General features: G+C 39.4%; 17 protein-coding genes and 1 pseudogene. 7 read left to right on the top strand and 11 right to left on the bottom strand.

Annotated elements, in window-relative coordinates:
- Positions 1-2 precede the first annotated feature (2 nt).
- Positions 3-752, bottom strand: coding sequence for a phycobilisome rod-core linker polypeptide (locus VB694_RS12740; protein ID WP_323360692.1), 750 nt, complete (start codon positions 750-752; stop codon positions 3-5).
- A gap of 385 nt (positions 753-1,137) precedes the next feature.
- Positions 1,138-1,857, bottom strand: a complete 720-nt coding sequence (locus VB694_RS12735) for a Uma2 family endonuclease (protein ID WP_323360691.1) — start codon at positions 1,855-1,857, stop codon at positions 1,138-1,140.
- Positions 1,858-2,234: 377 nt separating this feature from the next.
- Here VB694_RS12735 and VB694_RS12730 point away from each other — a divergent pair.
- Positions 2,235-2,455: pseudogene (locus tag VB694_RS12730) on the top strand (zinc ribbon domain-containing protein); the annotation flags it as partial.
- A 98-nt stretch (positions 2,456-2,553) separates the two neighbouring features.
- Here the strand turns inward: VB694_RS12730 and rpsU (VB694_RS12725) are convergent.
- The 3 genes from rpsU (VB694_RS12725) to VB694_RS12715 form a co-directional block, all read right to left on the bottom strand.
- Complete coding sequence (gene rpsU, locus VB694_RS12725) at positions 2,554-2,748, bottom strand: 30S ribosomal protein S21 (RefSeq protein ID WP_013192888.1); 195 nt, start codon at positions 2,746-2,748, stop codon at positions 2,554-2,556.
- A gap of 121 nt (positions 2,749-2,869) precedes the next feature.
- Positions 2,870-3,187 (bottom strand): RNA-binding protein, encoded by a 318-nt coding sequence (locus VB694_RS12720; protein ID WP_323360690.1) that lies wholly within the window; start codon positions 3,185-3,187, stop codon positions 2,870-2,872.
- A 442-nt stretch (positions 3,188-3,629) separates the two neighbouring features.
- On the bottom strand, positions 3,630-4,481 hold the full coding sequence (locus VB694_RS12715; protein WP_323360689.1) for a 3'(2'),5'-bisphosphate nucleotidase CysQ: 852 nt from the start codon (positions 4,479-4,481) through the stop codon (positions 3,630-3,632).
- A gap of 31 nt (positions 4,482-4,512) precedes the next feature.
- On the opposite strand from VB694_RS12715, the gene VB694_RS12710 reads away from it, so the two are divergent.
- Complete coding sequence (locus VB694_RS12710; RefSeq protein WP_323360688.1) at positions 4,513-5,148, top strand: YdcF family protein; 636 nt, start codon at positions 4,513-4,515, stop codon at positions 5,146-5,148.
- Here VB694_RS12710 and VB694_RS12705 read toward each other — a convergent pair.
- Positions 5,138-6,007, bottom strand: coding sequence for a sugar kinase (locus tag VB694_RS12705; RefSeq protein ID WP_323360687.1), 870 nt, complete (start codon positions 6,005-6,007; stop codon positions 5,138-5,140). The two genes, VB694_RS12710 and VB694_RS12705, sit on opposite strands and share 11 nt — an antisense overlap.
- 144 nt (positions 6,008-6,151) lie before the next feature.
- Here VB694_RS12705 and rsmI point away from each other — a divergent pair, with 144 nt between their 5' ends.
- The gene (gene rsmI, locus VB694_RS12700; RefSeq protein WP_323360686.1) at positions 6,152-7,009 is read left to right on the top strand and encodes a 16S rRNA (cytidine(1402)-2'-O)-methyltransferase; all 858 of its coding nucleotides are present in this window, start codon (positions 6,152-6,154) and stop codon (positions 7,007-7,009) included.
- A 131-nt stretch (positions 7,010-7,140) separates the two neighbouring features.
- Here the strand turns inward: rsmI and VB694_RS12695 are convergent, their stop codons facing one another.
- Positions 7,141-10,515: an alkaline phosphatase gene (locus VB694_RS12695; RefSeq protein ID WP_323360685.1), complete on the bottom strand. Its 3,375-nt coding sequence runs from the start codon at positions 10,513-10,515 to the stop codon at positions 7,141-7,143.
- A gap of 357 nt (positions 10,516-10,872) precedes the next feature.
- Between VB694_RS12695 and rpsU (VB694_RS12690) the strand changes: the two genes are divergently transcribed.
- A complete protein-coding gene (gene rpsU / locus VB694_RS12690) occupies positions 10,873-11,049 on the top strand; it encodes a 30S ribosomal protein S21 (RefSeq protein WP_323360684.1) in 177 nt (58 codons plus the stop codon).
- A 243-nt stretch (positions 11,050-11,292) separates the two neighbouring features.
- On the opposite strand, the gene pth is transcribed toward rpsU (VB694_RS12690), so the two are convergent.
- From pth to psbH, 3 genes are all read right to left on the bottom strand, one after another.
- A complete protein-coding gene (gene pth / locus VB694_RS12685; protein ID WP_323360683.1) occupies positions 11,293-11,928 on the bottom strand; it encodes an aminoacyl-tRNA hydrolase in 636 nt (211 codons plus the stop codon).
- A 20-nt stretch (positions 11,929-11,948) separates the two neighbouring features.
- A complete protein-coding gene (locus VB694_RS12680) occupies positions 11,949-12,221 on the bottom strand; it encodes a TatA/E family twin arginine-targeting protein translocase (RefSeq protein WP_323360682.1) in 273 nt (90 codons plus the stop codon).
- Between the two features lie 317 nt (positions 12,222-12,538).
- Positions 12,539-12,742 (bottom strand): photosystem II reaction center phosphoprotein PsbH, encoded by a 204-nt coding sequence (psbH, locus tag VB694_RS12675; protein ID WP_323360681.1) that lies wholly within the window; start codon positions 12,740-12,742, stop codon positions 12,539-12,541.
- A gap of 251 nt (positions 12,743-12,993) precedes the next feature.
- Between psbH and psbN the strand changes: the two genes are divergently transcribed.
- A complete protein-coding gene (gene psbN, locus VB694_RS12670) occupies positions 12,994-13,131 on the top strand; it encodes a photosystem II reaction center protein PsbN (protein WP_323360680.1) in 138 nt (45 codons plus the stop codon).
- A 432-nt stretch (positions 13,132-13,563) separates the two neighbouring features.
- Positions 13,564-14,277, top strand: a complete 714-nt coding sequence (locus VB694_RS12665) for a rubrerythrin family protein (protein WP_323360679.1) — start codon at positions 13,564-13,566, stop codon at positions 14,275-14,277.
- Positions 14,278-14,447: 170 nt separating this feature from the next.
- Here the strand turns inward: VB694_RS12665 and nadC are convergent, their stop codons facing one another.
- Positions 14,448-15,314, bottom strand: a complete 867-nt coding sequence (gene nadC, locus VB694_RS12660; RefSeq protein WP_323360678.1) for a carboxylating nicotinate-nucleotide diphosphorylase — start codon at positions 15,312-15,314, stop codon at positions 14,448-14,450.
- 38 nt (positions 15,315-15,352) lie between these two features.
- Here nadC and VB694_RS12655 point away from each other — a divergent pair, with 38 nt between their 5' ends.
- Positions 15,353-15,961, top strand: a complete 609-nt coding sequence (locus tag VB694_RS12655) for a cyclic nucleotide-binding domain-containing protein (RefSeq protein ID WP_323360677.1) — start codon at positions 15,353-15,355, stop codon at positions 15,959-15,961.
- The last annotated feature ends 157 nt before the right edge of the window (positions 15,962-16,118 follow it).

Below are 16,118 nucleotides of genomic sequence, written 5' to 3'. Positions count from 1 at the left end.
TATTACAAGTTAACTAAACCATAATAGGAGAGAATTACATAAACTATGAAGGCAAAAAAGACGAGATGTTCTATGAACAAAAGAGGTGATGAAATCAATAGGGAAACTGGATTGTAAGGAGGTTTGTGCTGATTCCACCAATATCCTATAGGTGCTTTAGCTTGGAAATATCCTAAGTTCTCTAGTTGTTGACGATGGTATTGATCATAACGAGGAAATTGGCTAAAAGGTAACTCTCCCATACTATGTTGAGCAATAATTCTTCGCCGTTGATAGGGAACAGTATTATCACCAAAATTGCTTTGAAATTCTTCACTATTGAGGAGTGCATCAATGAAACCTTGTCTTCCTTTTGTACCCAGAATTATAGACCATGCCATTGTTTCTTGTTTACTGTAAACATTCCGTCCTAAAACTCTTTGGATACACATTTCTACGAAGCGATAATTGTTGTTTGTGTCGTAGTTGCGTAAGCGGAATGTTTCAGATAATAACAATCCCCGAATAAAATCCCTAACAGTAATACTTTTGTGTTTTAATTGGGATTCTAGAGTTAACTGACGGTTGCTAACTAAAATTTGTTGTTCGTTAAAAATTTGACGATATGCAGCCCAAACTAACTGATCAATTTCTGCGGTGTCAGGAGTTCCTTCTGTGGTGTAAATTCTGGGTTGTTCTTCTCCAGGAATTTCAAAACTTTTAACTCTTTGGTTTTGACTGGATGGAGCGTATTTTCGTAGAGGAATAGTCATGTTTATCCTGTTGAAGTTGTAAAAATGATGTTTTCAGGATTTACGCAATAACTTTGGTTTGTCAGGTTAGTCGGTATATTTGCACTTACCAACTTTTGTTAAATCTCAAAGTTAAAATTCTTATTCAATATTGAAAATCATAGTTTACTTTGACAACTAAATAATTGTTAAGAAATCAAAGATGGTGGAAAAACTTAAATTTAAATAATGATGCTCATGATTGTCTTCCTAACCACAAAGTAGCATAATATCTAATTGGATGCTCTTCTGTATCTAAATTAGCTGTAGGATTCAAAAAAGTGTTAATGATTGATTAAAAAATAAAAAATCCCCTACTTTTTGTAGAAGTTGGGGATTTAATATTCTTGAATTTCTGTGAACAAATTTAACCAGAAATGCCAGCATCTCGGAGGCATTTTTCTAATTCTTCAAGGCGTTTTAATGCGGCTTCTTTTTCTTGTCGTTCTTGCTGCACTAACTCAGAACCCCAAAGCAACAAATTACCGTTTTGATCCCACCAGCGTAACCAGTAACCTTGACGGTTTTCGCGCTTTCCTTGCCAAACACCTATAAATAATTGCATTTCCGCTAACCAATAACGCTGATTTTCGTTATCTGAGCGTAATTTATATTGTCCTTTATCTAGTTGATGTACTTCTAATTCTCCAGTTTCTGGTTGGAAAATGATGTAGTTAGGAACTTGTAAAATTTGTTCATAAAAAAACCATTTTCCTGGGGGATAGGTGCGTTTACTGGAATATTCACTTCCTTCTGTATCAGAAAGAAATTCCATTACCACTGTAGGAATTTGTCCTTGTTTGTGGGGGGTGTAACTGCGTTGAATTTGCTCTCTAGGCACTGTAATTTGTGGCACGAAAGCCCAATCAGGTGCTTTGATGACAAATTTGCTATTAACGGTGGCACAAATGCCGTAATTCGTTGTAGCTAAAGCTGTTTCTGGCAGTTTACCAGCGAGTTCTAGGCTTTCGGTTAATGCTGCTGCTAAACTGGGTTGGTTAACATTATCCACAGGTTCATCGTCTAAAATGAAATCTTCGGGTAGGAGTTCCCAGGTGATCTTGGTAGTCGAAGTAGTAACAACCATAATGTTCACATCAGGGGGTGTAAGTTTAAATATAGCTGGTGGTGGATATAGCTATTGTTATATTAGTTTTGGTTTTGACATTTGCAATTTGGACTATTAGAGGATGTTTGAAAAGTTTTGGGCGAATATAAAGATGCCTCCGGCTCCCGTTAGGGATACGCTAATACACAGGCAAAGTCCACCTCCGTGGACTAATGAAAAAGTGGTCTTTTTAACCCGCGCAGGCGGGTTTAGTTTGTATAGCCGCGACTTCTAGTCGCCAGGACTGTAATAAATTAGACTTTTCAAACAACCTCTTAGAGACTATGGCTTTACATCCTAAAGTTTCTAAATGATTTAAAACTATTTTTTGACTATATTTGTGTTATTTAAACTAAATACTAGAATGGGTAGCTAAAAACAAAAATAAACAAGTTGTTTATATAGATAAATGGTATCCATCTAGTAAAACTTGTTCTCATTGTGGGCATATTTTAGAAAAACTGGATTTATCTGTTAGACAATGGCGTTTTGTCCATCTTGTAATTCCGTTAATGGACGTGATGAAACCGCCGCTATAAATATTCTAATTGTTGGTGCATCAACTCGAAGAGGTTAGGTGATGTTAGACTGGTGGGAGTCAGCAATTGCTATTTAAACCCAGAATCCCCACGCCTTTAGGCTGGGGTGGGGAGTATGTCAATCTGTCTGGAATGATTACTTGAAGCGAGAACGTTGTTGACGACGTTGCTTGTGTCTAGCGATTGCTTTACGCTTCTCTTTTTCTAAAGGTGTCTCAAAATGGCGATTCTTCCGCATATCTTGGAAAATTCCAGCTTTGGAAACTTCACGCTTAAATCTCCGTAAAGCTGATTCAATACCTTCATTTTCACCTAAAACTACTTGTGTCATTACTATTCCTCCTTTTGTGGTTTAATAAATACAAACTAGAGTAAAAAAATATCTCAGCAGAATATAACCGTTGGTTGTATCTGCTGGAGACTCTAGATTTAAAAATTTTGCAGAAACAGGATTAATAACGGCGACCACCACCACCACTGGGACGACCACCGCCACTATAACCACCGCGAGGAGAAGAACTTCTTTCTTCACGGGGTTTAGCCTTATTCACTTTTAAATCACGTCCCATCCATTCAGCGCCATCAAGTGCTGTAATAGCTGCTGTTTCTTGATCTTCAGACTCCATTTCCACGAAAGCAAAACCACGTGGACGGCCTGTTTCCCTATCAGTAGGTAACTGCACACGACTAACTGTCCCGTACTCAGCAAAAGCCTGTTTCAGGTCTTCTTCTGTAACTTGATAGGACAAATTTCCAACGTAAATCGACATAGATGGATGGTCTCCCAAACCAGAGAATGTAGAGATTTAGATTCGGAGAGACGCATTTAAAAGAAATTAAAACGACTTACTCAACCGAAAATAATCCTTATAGCCGTAAGTATAGCACGGCCTTTGAATATCAATGAACTCATAACGAGTAACATTTCTAGAATAACTTATAGACTTAGCTCGAGTTAAATATGGGAAAGTTTACTAATACTGCCAGATGACTTGATCATCTACAAATTATTGGCTTCTTAGTGATCACCTCCGATATTACTCTTGACGCAACTGCCTACGAGTATTTTCCGATAAATTGAGGCTATGAGGCTGAAAGCTAACAGATTTTAGGAATTACTACTTTCTTGAACTAAGGTGGTTTTTAACCATATCATAAAAAATTATCTTGGTAAATAATCTTGGATGATACTCCATCATAACATCAGAGGTTTTAACCCACAAACTCTGTTAAGGCTTGTTCTGCTTTCTGACACAGAATTTCATGATCTTGAGAACTACTAGCTAGTAAACCACCCCATTGATTGATATCGCCAGTATTATATGTTAAGGGACTACCGTCAAAGTGAGTAAATTTACCACCAGCTTCCGTTAAAATTAGTTCAGGTGCTGCCATATCCCAATCTTTGGGTGCTGATTTCCCAGACAGGGAAATGTAAATATCTGCCTGTTGTTCAACAATAGCAGTAACTTTACAACCTACACTACCAATCGCTTTTTGATTCTGACAAGGTAGATTTTTTAGTAAATACTCTAACCGTTCATTGCGATGAGAACGACTGACAACTAAGGTTAAATCTTCTATAGGTCTATCAGCAGCAACTTTCAAGGGAACAGAACCATTAGCTGTTTCTACAAAAGTCCCACCACCTTTTATAGCATAGTATAACTTCTCCGCTTCTGGTATTGCTACTACTGCTAAAACTGGGCGTGTATCTTGCACTAAAGCAATGTGAATCGCATATTCCCCGGTTTTATCAATAAAGTCTCTTGTACCATCTAAAGGATCAATTATCCACACCAACTCGGCAGAATTTTTACCTTGTTGAGATTTAAAGGTTTCTTCGCTGATATAACCAAAATCTTCATCACCGCAAGCTTTTTGTAGATGAGATAGAATATATTCGCTAACAGCTACATCAGCAACGGTAACAGGCTCATTCTGTTTATATTGTATATCTAAGTTCGGATATTGGGCAGTTCCATGATAATAAGACCTTAATAACTTAGCTGCACCCCAACCTACTTCACGGGTAATTTTTAATATTTCTTCTAAGTTTGGCATTTTTTTTGGTTTTAGTCAAGTTATAGATGTTATGAAAAGCTCACGCAAAGGCGTAATCGCGCCAAGGTACAATCAATTTACACAAAATAAGTTATTTTGGGTTGTTATTGGTTTAGTTTCTAGTTTGGTTATGGCGATCGCCTCTACAGCTACTAGTATATATTTTTATGGTAACAATCATACTCATATTCAGGCAGATGCAGCAATTATTCTCGGTGCAGCTGTTTGGGGAGAAAAACCATCTCCTGTGTTTCAAGAACGTATTAACCACGCTATTACTCTATATAAAAATGACCATGTTGGCACTCTCATTTTTACTGGGGGAGTGGGTTCTGGTGATGAACTAGCAGAAGCAATAGTTGGTAAACGCTATGCTGTTAATAAGGGCGTGAAAACATCTGATATTCTCATGGAAACTACTTCTCGAACCACTTACCAAAATCTGCAAAATGCTTCTGAAGTAGTTGCTGTTTATCCATTTAAAAAGTTTCTCATTGTTAGTGATCCTTTGCATTTGAAACGTGCGGTTTTGATGGCTAGACATTTAGGGTTAGATGCACACCCATCTTCTACACCTACTACTCGCTATCAAAGTCTAAATAGGAAGTTGCCTTTTTTGATGCGGGAAACTTATTTTTACTTTGTTTATTTGTTGTTTAAAATCTAATTTCACATTGCATCCATGAGCGTGTCCCAAAATATTTACACGTTTTACTTGCTATCTTACCAGCTAGTTCTAACGCTGCTGTGAAATTTGTTTGTAAAATATAATGACAAAAAGCACCGTGAAAAATATCTCCTGCGCCTAATGTATCCAGGGGTTTAATTTTTGGTACATTGATAAAACCTCTTTTTTCAGAACTTAAATATTGTATAGGTTTTTCTCCTTGAGTAATGGCGATGTGAGGAATTTTCAAAGCTTGCAGATAGTTAAAAACATCTTCTTCTTTTTTACAGTTGGGAGGATAAAAATTAGCGGAACAAATTGCATAATCTACATAAGGTAATATTTCTTCAAATCCTGGTTTCCAGCTACCTCCATCAATCACAATTGGTATATTTTTAATTTTAGCTTGTTGAGCAATTATTTTACTTATTACCATTTGATGTCCATCAATTAAAACAAGATCAACATTTTCTAATATATGAGGGGGGAGAGAGTTAATATTAGCTTGGGTTTTGACAGCATTAATAGAAATTACTGCCCTTTCTCCTGTACTTTCTGTGACAATAATTGAAGATACTGGTGGTGATGTTTGTTTATTAGCATCTAAGTCGATAATTGTAACTTGGTAATTTGCTAAGTCTGTAGTAATTAATTGTGTGATATGATGTGATCCAAGTACACCTAAAATTTGCGATTTATTCCCTAAGTAACTAAATGTAACAGATGCGTTGGTTGCTGGTCCTCCGGCTGCTACAGTATAATCAGTGGCAACTAATTTTTGATTATTATTGGGCGGCGATTGGGCAAGGTAAATTAAGTCTAAGGTAATTAAGCCGACAAATAAGGCAGATTTAGTCATTAGTAATTAATATGAGTAATTGGTTAAACTTATGGAATGAATTATATAATATTTTAGGAAACAAACACCAGAAAAACTTTTGTCTGAGGATTGAGATGTGTTGTTTAATAATAAATTTTGAGAACAAATTTAATGTAAAATATTATGCAAACTGAACCAAAACCAGGAACATTATACATTGTCGGTACACCAATCGGCAATTTAGAAGATATGACTTTTCGGGCTGTAAGAATTTTACAAGCTGTGGATATAATTGCGGCAGAAGATACTAGACATACAGGAAAATTGTTACAACATTTTCAAGTGCAAACACCGCAGATGAGTTATCATGAACATAACCGCAATAGTCGTATTCCTGAATTATTGGAATATTTGCAAGTTGGTAAAGCGATCGCATTAGTCAGTGATGCAGGAATGCCAGGAATTTCTGATCCAGGATATGAGTTAATTAAAGCTTGTGTTGATGTCGGTATCACTGTTGTTCCTATTCCCGGTGCAAGTGCAGTAATTACGGCTTTAAGTGCATCTGGCTTACCAACAAATAGGTTTATTTTTGATGGTTTTCTACCTGCAAAAAGTCAACAGCGACGGGAATATTTAGAATTATTATTAACAGAATCGCGGACTTTAGTTTTTTATGAATCTCCCCATCGTTTGCGGGATACATTACAAGATATGGCAGATATTTTGGGGAGCGATCACCAAATAGTTATAGCACGAGAAATAACTAAATTATATGAAGAATTTTGGCGAGGAACAATAGCAGATGCGATCGCACATTACCAACAAAAAGAACCCCAAGGAGAATATACCTTATTAGTAGCAGGAACAGCACCAATCAAACCACAAATTACAGAAGCAGAACTAAAAGCAGAATTATTAGCCATGATGAAACAAGGTATTTCTCGTTCCCAAGCGAGTAGACAATTAGCAACAGAAATATCAGTTTCTCGGAATAAATTATATCAGTTGGCTTTGACAATTGAATTAGATTCTGAATAAAATTAATCTGCGTTTATCTGCGTTCAATATCAAAACAAAAAAAACCAGGAAAGAATTTTCCTGGTTCATTGCTACTAACACTTATTTCTCTGCATTCTCTGTGTCTAGAGCGGTTCTTTTATTCCCAGACATTAAGACACAAAAGCAAAATCCATTGCAACATTCAAACCAGTCACACCATTAACAATAGCAACGGTTTGACCAAGCAAGCCAATCTCAGTATTGCCATTGACAACATTAAGAGTCAAGCTATCTGAAGAAATACCCAAAACTCCAATCACATCAATACCTTGTTGGAAATCAACAATAGTATTAGCCGCATCTGGTAACTCAGCAGTGGCGATCCAGAACTGATCCGCACCTGCACCACCAGAAATTAAATTTCCGCCGCCCTCTTGGACGTAGAATTGATCATTACCATCTCCACCCAAGACGCGATCGCCCATACCGAGGTAAAAAATATCATCGCCAGCGCCACCAGACATCCGGTTTCCACCTTGAGCATCGGTAGCATCAAATTCATCATTACCACTGCTACCAAAGGCGCGATCGCTCTTGTTCACATAGATGATATCTGCTCCACTACCAGTATTGATCCGGTTGCGTCCAGCAATGGGAGAAGTGGCAAATTGCGCGTCTACTTCATCATTACCAGCACCAGTAAACACAGTATCATTGATCCCATCAAAGGTAGTATTAGCTGCACCCGCAATTAATGTGTCAGCACCAGGAGTTCCTGAAACTAATTGGGTTTCTTGTTGTGCTGCGGCCTCTTCTGCTGTGACACCAAACATAGTTTGGTACATGAGGTCATATATCTCGGTGTTATCCAGAGTGCTGGGTAATTTATCCGCATTCATCCCATAAGCTTTAGAAACAATACTACCGGGGAAATCGGGAGTACCGACCCAAGCAATACCAAAATTACCCATTTCTCCATCCATACTATTTTCAGATGGGAAGGGTCTCCAAGGATTTGCCTCTGTACCTGTACTGCCGTTGATACCATCTAAAACTGCCTGATTGGTATTGGTTGTAGTTGGGTTAACGCGGATAAATGGCGCACTAGGCTCAGTATCTGCCAGTGCAGGAGTAGATGTAGAGTTGCCAGAAGGACGGGTGTAAGGTGCGAATTGGAAAACTTGCATCCCACCTGCATCACTATCAGCAGCAGTAATAACCAAAGTGTTGGGATCTTGGTTATTAACATAATCCATTGCTACACCGATCGCTGCATCAGCCCGGCGTACAGCTTCAATAGTACCGACAGCATTGTTGTTGTTAGCAAAGTTGTCACTACCTTCTTCTTCAATTACGACAAAGAAGCCATCAGGGTCTTGGCTGAGAATTTTCAAAGACGCATCTAGCATCTCGGCCACTGTGGGCGCAGTAGCTACATATAGGGGGAGAGGATCAGAACTATTCAGTCCTAGTTGTTCTTCTCTGCGATCGTCAAAGGTATGTCTGGCAGCAAATACACCTAAAAGCTTGGTGGGTGGGTTTTGGCTATTTACCACCTGATTCATTTGCTCTTCGGTGTAAACTACCGTATAACCCAATGATTCAGATAGTTCAATTAAATTAATGGTGGGGCGACGTTCATCACGCTGTTCAGAAGCATCTATTTCTGCTGTGACGTGGAAGCCTGTTGTACCTTTAGGTAACATATACAACTCACCACCACCCATGATGATATCTGTACCAGAGCGGATGGTTTGTTCTATAATCTCGGCGTATTTATCCCGGGCGCGAATGTTGTCACCTAAACGGTTGGTAGTTTCAGCCGCAAAAGCAGCAGTACCAGGTTCTGCTAAGTGTCCAGACTGTAATAATGCTGTAGCTTTACCAGCAGCGATCGCTTCTTCTAAAATTGTATAACCAACTTTGCCGGAAGCTGGAGTGACAATAGATTGATCTTCATTTAATCCAAAGGACTCGTTAAAGACTTTAACACCATTGGCATGAGTTACAGCACCGGCATTGGAAGTACCAGTTAACTGGTTTTCCATGTGTCCCAGGTATACACCAGCATTGGACATCATATCCCAATTGAGTCTACCATCAGGACCATGATCAATATTACGGGCTGCCATGTAGTGGGAAGGACTTGTACCATCTGGATGGATAAAAATCACATTCCCGGTTTGTTTGGTGGCTTGAGGTGCTGGTGTGGGGTCAGGATTCCGAGATGGTAACTCAACATCAAATAGAGTCTCATACATCAACTCATAAATCATGGTATTGTCTAATGTTGCAGGTAATTTATCTGCATTTAGACCATGAGCTTTAGAAACTATCGAACCGCTAAAGTCAGGTGTACCAGCCCAGGCAATACCAAAATTGAATACATCACCATTAGCATCGGGAGCAGCGACAAAAGGTAAGGTGTTAGCTCCAGTTTGACCGTCTAATGGTACGTTACGGTTTTCTGTGGTGGGGTTGTTGTTAATGTTGCCGAGATTTACTTCAGGAGTGCGGGGATCTACTACTTGTAAACCACCAGCATCGCTATCAGCAGCAGTTACCATCAAGGTGTTAGGATGCTTCTCAATGAACTTCATTGCCACACCAATGGCTGCATCTGCCCGACGTAAACCTTCTAAAGTTCCAGGTGCGTTGTTGTTATTACCGAAGTTGTCTGTACCTTCTTCTTCCACAATGGTAATTGAACCATTATTAAAGTTGGGGTGTAGTTCCATCAACTTCTGGGTGACATCCAACATTTGGGCAATGTTTGGTGCTGTTTCCAGATAGAGCGGTAAACCTCGTTCTGCTAAAACTTCTTCAGGGCGATCGTTGAAAGTATGGACAGGTGCAAATACACCCAATACTTTTGTTGGGGGTGTGGCTAAATCAAGTAAAGCTGTCAGTTGTTCTTCGTTGTAAACAACTGTATAACCTAAGCTTTGAGCTAATGCAATCAGGTTTTCAGTCGGGCGTTGTAGAGAATTAGTGCTAATAGCATCCAGTTCAGCCGCAGTACCGTGGAAACCATTAGTACCCACTGGTAACAGGTTGATTTCACCACCACCCATGATGAAGTCAACACCTGATTCAATTACCTGTTTGGCAATTTCCGCAGCTTGGGCGCGAGGTACGATGCGACTGCCATCAGGGTTAACAATTTCTGCTGTTTTGGCAACAAAAGCGGCTGTACCAGGTTCAAAGATCGCTCCAGATTGAACTAAGGCGGTTACTTTGTTAGCTGCGATCGCCGATTCCACAATCGTTAGGTTGCTACCATTGAGGGAAACAATAGGAGCATTCTCGGCTTCATAACCAAAAGACTCAGCATAAACCTTAGCACCGGTAGCGTGGGTAACAGCACCACCATTGGATGTTCCACCCAGTTGGTCTTCCATGTGACCCAGGTAAACACCAGCATTAGACATTTTATCCCAGTTCAAACGTCCGTCGGGACCTTTATCTACAAACCGTGCAAAAGCAAAGTGAGATGGACTTGTTCCATCTGGGTGCATGAAAATGACATGATTGCCTGTTGCCATAAGACCTCTGAATCGAGCAGTTTAGTTTTGTGAGTCATTCTCATTCAAATATGTTTTTGTTAAGAAAACTTACGGCAATTGGTTAACTTAAATTTATTAATTGATTAAAATCCGAGTAGTCTGTTTACAAATTGGATCACTTAACTATGGGATTGAGAACATCTAGAACATCTAGAACATCTAGAACATCTATATTAAAATTACTAATAAACTAGATTGAACATGAATAAGCTCAATTGAATATCTAAAATCCCCAATCCCAAACTTGTATTAAACCTGCTCTAGACTGGATGGTTTTGCCAAGTTTGAGGCTAATATTACAATGGAGATTATTGAGAAATTGAGGACAGACTCAGAATGACCCAAGTGATTCTAGGAGAAAACGAAGGAATAGATTCAGCCCTGCGTCGGTTTAAACGCCAAGTTTCTAAAGCTGGTATTTTAGCCGATGTAAAGTATCATCGTCACTTTGAAACCCCCCAGGAAAAGCGCAAACGTAAAGCAGTTGCAGCTAAAAGGAAACGTCGTTTTTAATAAACTTATTCGGTTTGGTATTGGCGTTGCTTGAAAAAATTAATTACAACAAGCAAAATTGCTTTACCATTTTCTGAGAAAAATTTAACTAGTTGTGACGCATCCATCTATAGGAGCGTAATCTTATTTGTTTGTGAAACTTTGTGTGAAAGCTTGTTAACTTGGTTGGATGGAGCAAGCAGAAATTGCTGCCCATCAACCAACACTAAGGTGAAATAAAATACACAGTCAGAAAATACCAAATTAAGTTAATTCAACAGTCCAGCTATTACAACGATTCATCGCCTTTTCTACACCCTGCTTCAAGCTGAGTTCCACACACTCAACCACAAAGTCCAGCACCAAAGACATTAATTTAGTTTCCGTAGCCGAAAATCGTCCCAAAACATGAGAAACAGTCTCAGCATTATCGTCATTGGCTACACCTTTAGGTTTACCAATACCAATGCGTAAGCGGGGAAAATTCTGACTACTTAAATGTGAGATAGTGCTTTTCATGCCGTTGTGTCCACCTGCTGAACCAGACAAACGTAGGCGAGTTTTGCCCACAGGCAAATCCATATCATCATAAATTACCAACACAGATTCAGGCGGCAATTTATACCAACTTATGACAGATTGGATAGACTGTCCTGAACGATTCATGTAAGTTAGCGGCTTCAACAAACGAATTTTACCGCCTCCTGGTGCTATGCCTTCGCCAAACTGTCCTTGAAATTTGCGATTTTCCGCCAGGGAAATTTGCCAAGTACGCGCAAGAGCATCTACAGCGGCAAAACCAATGTTATGGCGCGTTTGGTCATATTTAGCCTCTGGATTCCCTAACCCGACTATTAGCTGGGGAATCACTAAAGCTGGTTGCTTAACAGCTTCTGTCATGTTTGCTATGCAATATATTCCTAGCTGGTGGGAGAAGAACCAGCATTCTCCTGCTGTGATTGAGCAGATTCAATTTGCTTAGGTTCAATTTCAGCAGTAGTTTTTACAGTTTGTTCCAATTTTTCCGCTTCCCGTTTAAACTCATTTTGAAATTCATTAGAAGCTTCTTGGAAACTGCGAATGGTTTTACCCAAACTTCGACCTATTTCTGGTAGCTTCTTGGGTCCAAATATTAATAACGCAACTACCGTAATCACAGCCATTTCTGGCAGACCGATTCCAAATATATTCATTTCAACCCGCCGTGCAACTTAACATTACATCTGTAGTCTAATCAATAATCAGATTTGATTTCGCTGTTTGATAGCTGACAATAATCAAAAACCCGGACAAGCCGGGTCTATGTTGACATACTCCCCGCCCTAAAAATGCGGGGATTCTGGATTCAAACAACAGTTGCAGGTATAGCCCGTCTTACACTATCTCGCCCAACAGACAATGCCCTGTCTGTTTGCACTATTTTATCAGAAAGCCGTCCTAGAAGGACGGGGAACTTTAAACCCATTTTTTCGGTAACTTGCAAATTCAAGTTATAATAACTGCACAGCAATTAGCTGCCTAAACTGCGCCAATCAACAAGTACATCCTGAATTAACAGAGACTTATTGTAAACTTGCAGAATAATTAGCAAAAACACGAAAAATAATCCCATAAAAACACCCATTAGCGGTGTTGTACCCCAACCTGGAGCTACTTTACCATACTCAGCGTTTAAGGGTCTGAGGATATCTCCCAACCTAGTCCGTTGTGCCATAGTTCACCTAAAGTTGCCAAAGCTTTTTTAATCTTCTTTTACATTCCCAAGCCCTAACCGGGTTTGGATTTTTGGACTGAACTTACTGTTTACAGGTTGCCCCGATTACAGTGATGACAGTTCTTATTTATCCGTTCTATATATTACCATTTACTTCGTCACCACCTCTCTGATATATCGTGACTTCTGCACTTTTGTTTAAGTTTTGTAATATTCTATAAACATAGCTCTCATAATATAACTCTAAATTTATGGACTTAGAACCCGGTTTAGTGCTTGGCGTTTCCTTCTGTGCCATCCTTGTTGGCATCACTGGTATGGCAATTTATACATCCTTTGGACCTCCAAGCAAGGAATTAGGAGATCCTTTTGAAGATCACGAAGATTAAAAAGGTAATTAATTTAACACAATGGTGGGCAATGCCCATCCTAAGCTATATTTTTTTTAAAGATGTCTGCTGTGGAGACTGTTTCACTCGGTTAAAAACTTGTTTTTCCCCATCTCTTTCACCTGGCATTGCTCACCACCTCACTTCTTCTACTAAGATATGGAAAATCGCGGTTAGGACTTCCCACATATCAACTTCACGGGATGACCACTAGATTTCGGTTCTGGAATCATGTCTTTGAGAAATTCATATTGGGCAAGGGTCAAGTTGCTAGGGTATGCTTTACTCAAGTTCCTCTCTCAGTGCTGTCTACCATCTATTTACAGCTTATACCGAGAGAGCTTTTTGACGATTTCTCTGACTTTTCAAACACCCTCTTAGTTTAAACGTCTATTTTTCCCATAAAAATCACTTCACAGACACACACAAATTATGGACTTGTCAAATTTCACAACACTAAACAACTTAGAAGCAGCCTTCGGTGGTGAATCGATGGCAAATCGCAAATACTTGTTTTTTGCAAATGTAGCGCGTAAACTGGGTTTTTCAGACTTAGCGAAACTTTTTAAGGAAACCGCAGATCAAGAAACTGAACACGCTTTTGCACATTTTGAGTTATTGCATCCAGAGTTAGTTGTTAAAGATGCTGCCGGTTTAACTGATGAGCAAAAGCGGGAAATTATCTCTCGTTGTTTGTCTTTAGCAATTGAAGGTGAAACCTATGAATACACTACTATGTATCCTGATTTCGCTGCTGCTGCTCAGAGTGACAGAGATAATCCCGCAGCTGAAGAATTTCTCAAACAAGCGCAAGAATCTAGCGAACACGCTAACACATTCCGCGCCGCCGCACACCGATTTGGTTTGCTAAAATTCATTGAAAATTATCATGCAGATCGCTACGCTGAAGCTTTGGAAGTATTAAACGGAGGACAAGCTGTAACCAGAGCAGCAGGTGAAGATCCCCAAACTCAAAAATGGATTTGTAGACAATGCAGTATGATTTACGATCCTATTGCTGGTGATCCTGATTCGGGAATTGCACCTGGTACTCCTTTTGCAGAAATTCCTGAAGATTGGAGTTGTCCTATTTGCGGTGCTACTAAAAAGACTTTTAAACCTCTTGAGGAAAAAGTTGCAGCCTAAAAGAACAGGTAAATTATAATTAGGATCAACTCTACCCCTCTTCTTTAGTAATCTATAAAGATACGGAAGAGGGATTTTTGCGACTTTCGATTACTGCTTTGTATCATCCGCTTCGTAACCTCAGCAATAAAGGTAATGCAGCGATAGTGAATACTGAAGTGCAAAATTACTCAAATCATTCTCATACTCAAATCTAACCACCTCGACTGAGTAATCGGCGCACTACTAGAAATATAATCAACACCTGTTTGTGCAACTGCGCGAATAGTTTCCACAGTTACATTTCCCGATGCTTCAATCTTCACTCGCCTATCCTGTTTACGAATTAAGGACACAGCCTCAGCCATCATTTTTAAAGGCATATTATCCAGCATAATAATGTCTACCTGATAGTTTAATGCCTCTTGTACCTGCTCTAAACTTTCTGTTTCTACTTCAATAGTTAGAGGATAAGGAATCTGGGAACGAATACGGGTAACAGCTTCTCCAATACCTCCAGATGCCACAATATGATTATCTTTAATCATCACCGCATCATCTAATCCCATGCGGTGATTAGTCGCACCACCTACAGCCGTAGCGTACTTTTCTAAAATTCTCAAACCTGGTGTAGTTTTGCGTGTATCCACAAACTTTGCTGGTAAATCTGCTATTTGCTCTACATATATATTAGTGAGACTGGCAATTCCACTTAACCGCATCGCCAAATTTAGCGCCACCCTTTCCCCCATCAACAGCGCATCCAGTGAACCGTTAATTTCCGCCACCACTTGTCCCGGTTCACACTTTGTTCCTTCAGAGGCAACAGCGACAAAGCTCACTTGATTATTCAACAGATGAAATACCCTAGCCGCAACCGTTAAACCAGCTATTATTCCTGGTGCTTTTGCTACCCACTTCGCTTGTCCTATCGTCCCATTTTGGGATAAAAGAGATTGAGTAGTGCGATCGCCTCTACCAATATCCTCCAATAACCAACTTTGCAATAATTGATCCAGCACCAAAAACGGTGGTAGTACAGCCACGGAACTTTTCATCTGATTTCTTACCTCTGGCATTGAGTTCAAATTCTTCTATGTCTACTCAACCCTATCAACAATTGTTTCATGTCCTGCAAGCGATCGCAGAAATTCCAGAGTTAGAAATCAACAAACTCAGCAGTATCTTTCATCCTGTAACACTAACTGCTGGTGAACATTTGATCAAAGCCGGCGAAGCACCAAAAACCATAGGCTTTGTACTATCAGGACTCCTACGCCTCTATTATCTAGATAATTCCGGGACAGAGTTCACCAAATCCTTTTGTTTAAGTAACGAATTTATAGCAGCCTATAGTGCCTTACTATTAAATCAGCCCTCCCGTTTATTCATTGAAGCCTTAGAAGATACCAGTTTATTAGTTGCAGATTATACAGATTATCAAAAAATAACTCAAGAACATCACTGCTGGCAGCTAGAACATACTCCCATCAAAGTCTTTGAGATTATTGCTCCTTTAGTAGATACACCCATGACCCAAGGACGAGGTAAAGGCAAGATACAGCCAGATGATTTAGTAGAGGAATTTTGGCGTAACTTCAGCCGTGATCATTACGAAATGCTGATTGGTAAATCTAAACTGCTTTATCTACTGCAACGGTTTTTGCCCCACCTCGCTGAAAAAATCATGCGTCCAGGCTTATAAATCCATCTGGATTCATTCCGGCTAATAATTTTATTAACCCAAACCCTTGCACCACAAGGATTTGAACTTATTAGAGAAAAATTTCCCAAAAAAGATTGAAAAAGTAGTTGACATTCCAAGATAGGTTCGATATATTAAATAAGTGCCGGAGAGAGAG

The organism is Anabaena sp. UHCC 0451 (assembly GCF_034931405.1).
Lineage (GTDB): Bacteria > Cyanobacteriota > Cyanobacteriia > Cyanobacteriales > Nostocaceae > RDYJ01.
Note: the sequence above shows the minus strand (reverse complement) of the source record. Positions and strands in the feature narration are given on the sequence as shown.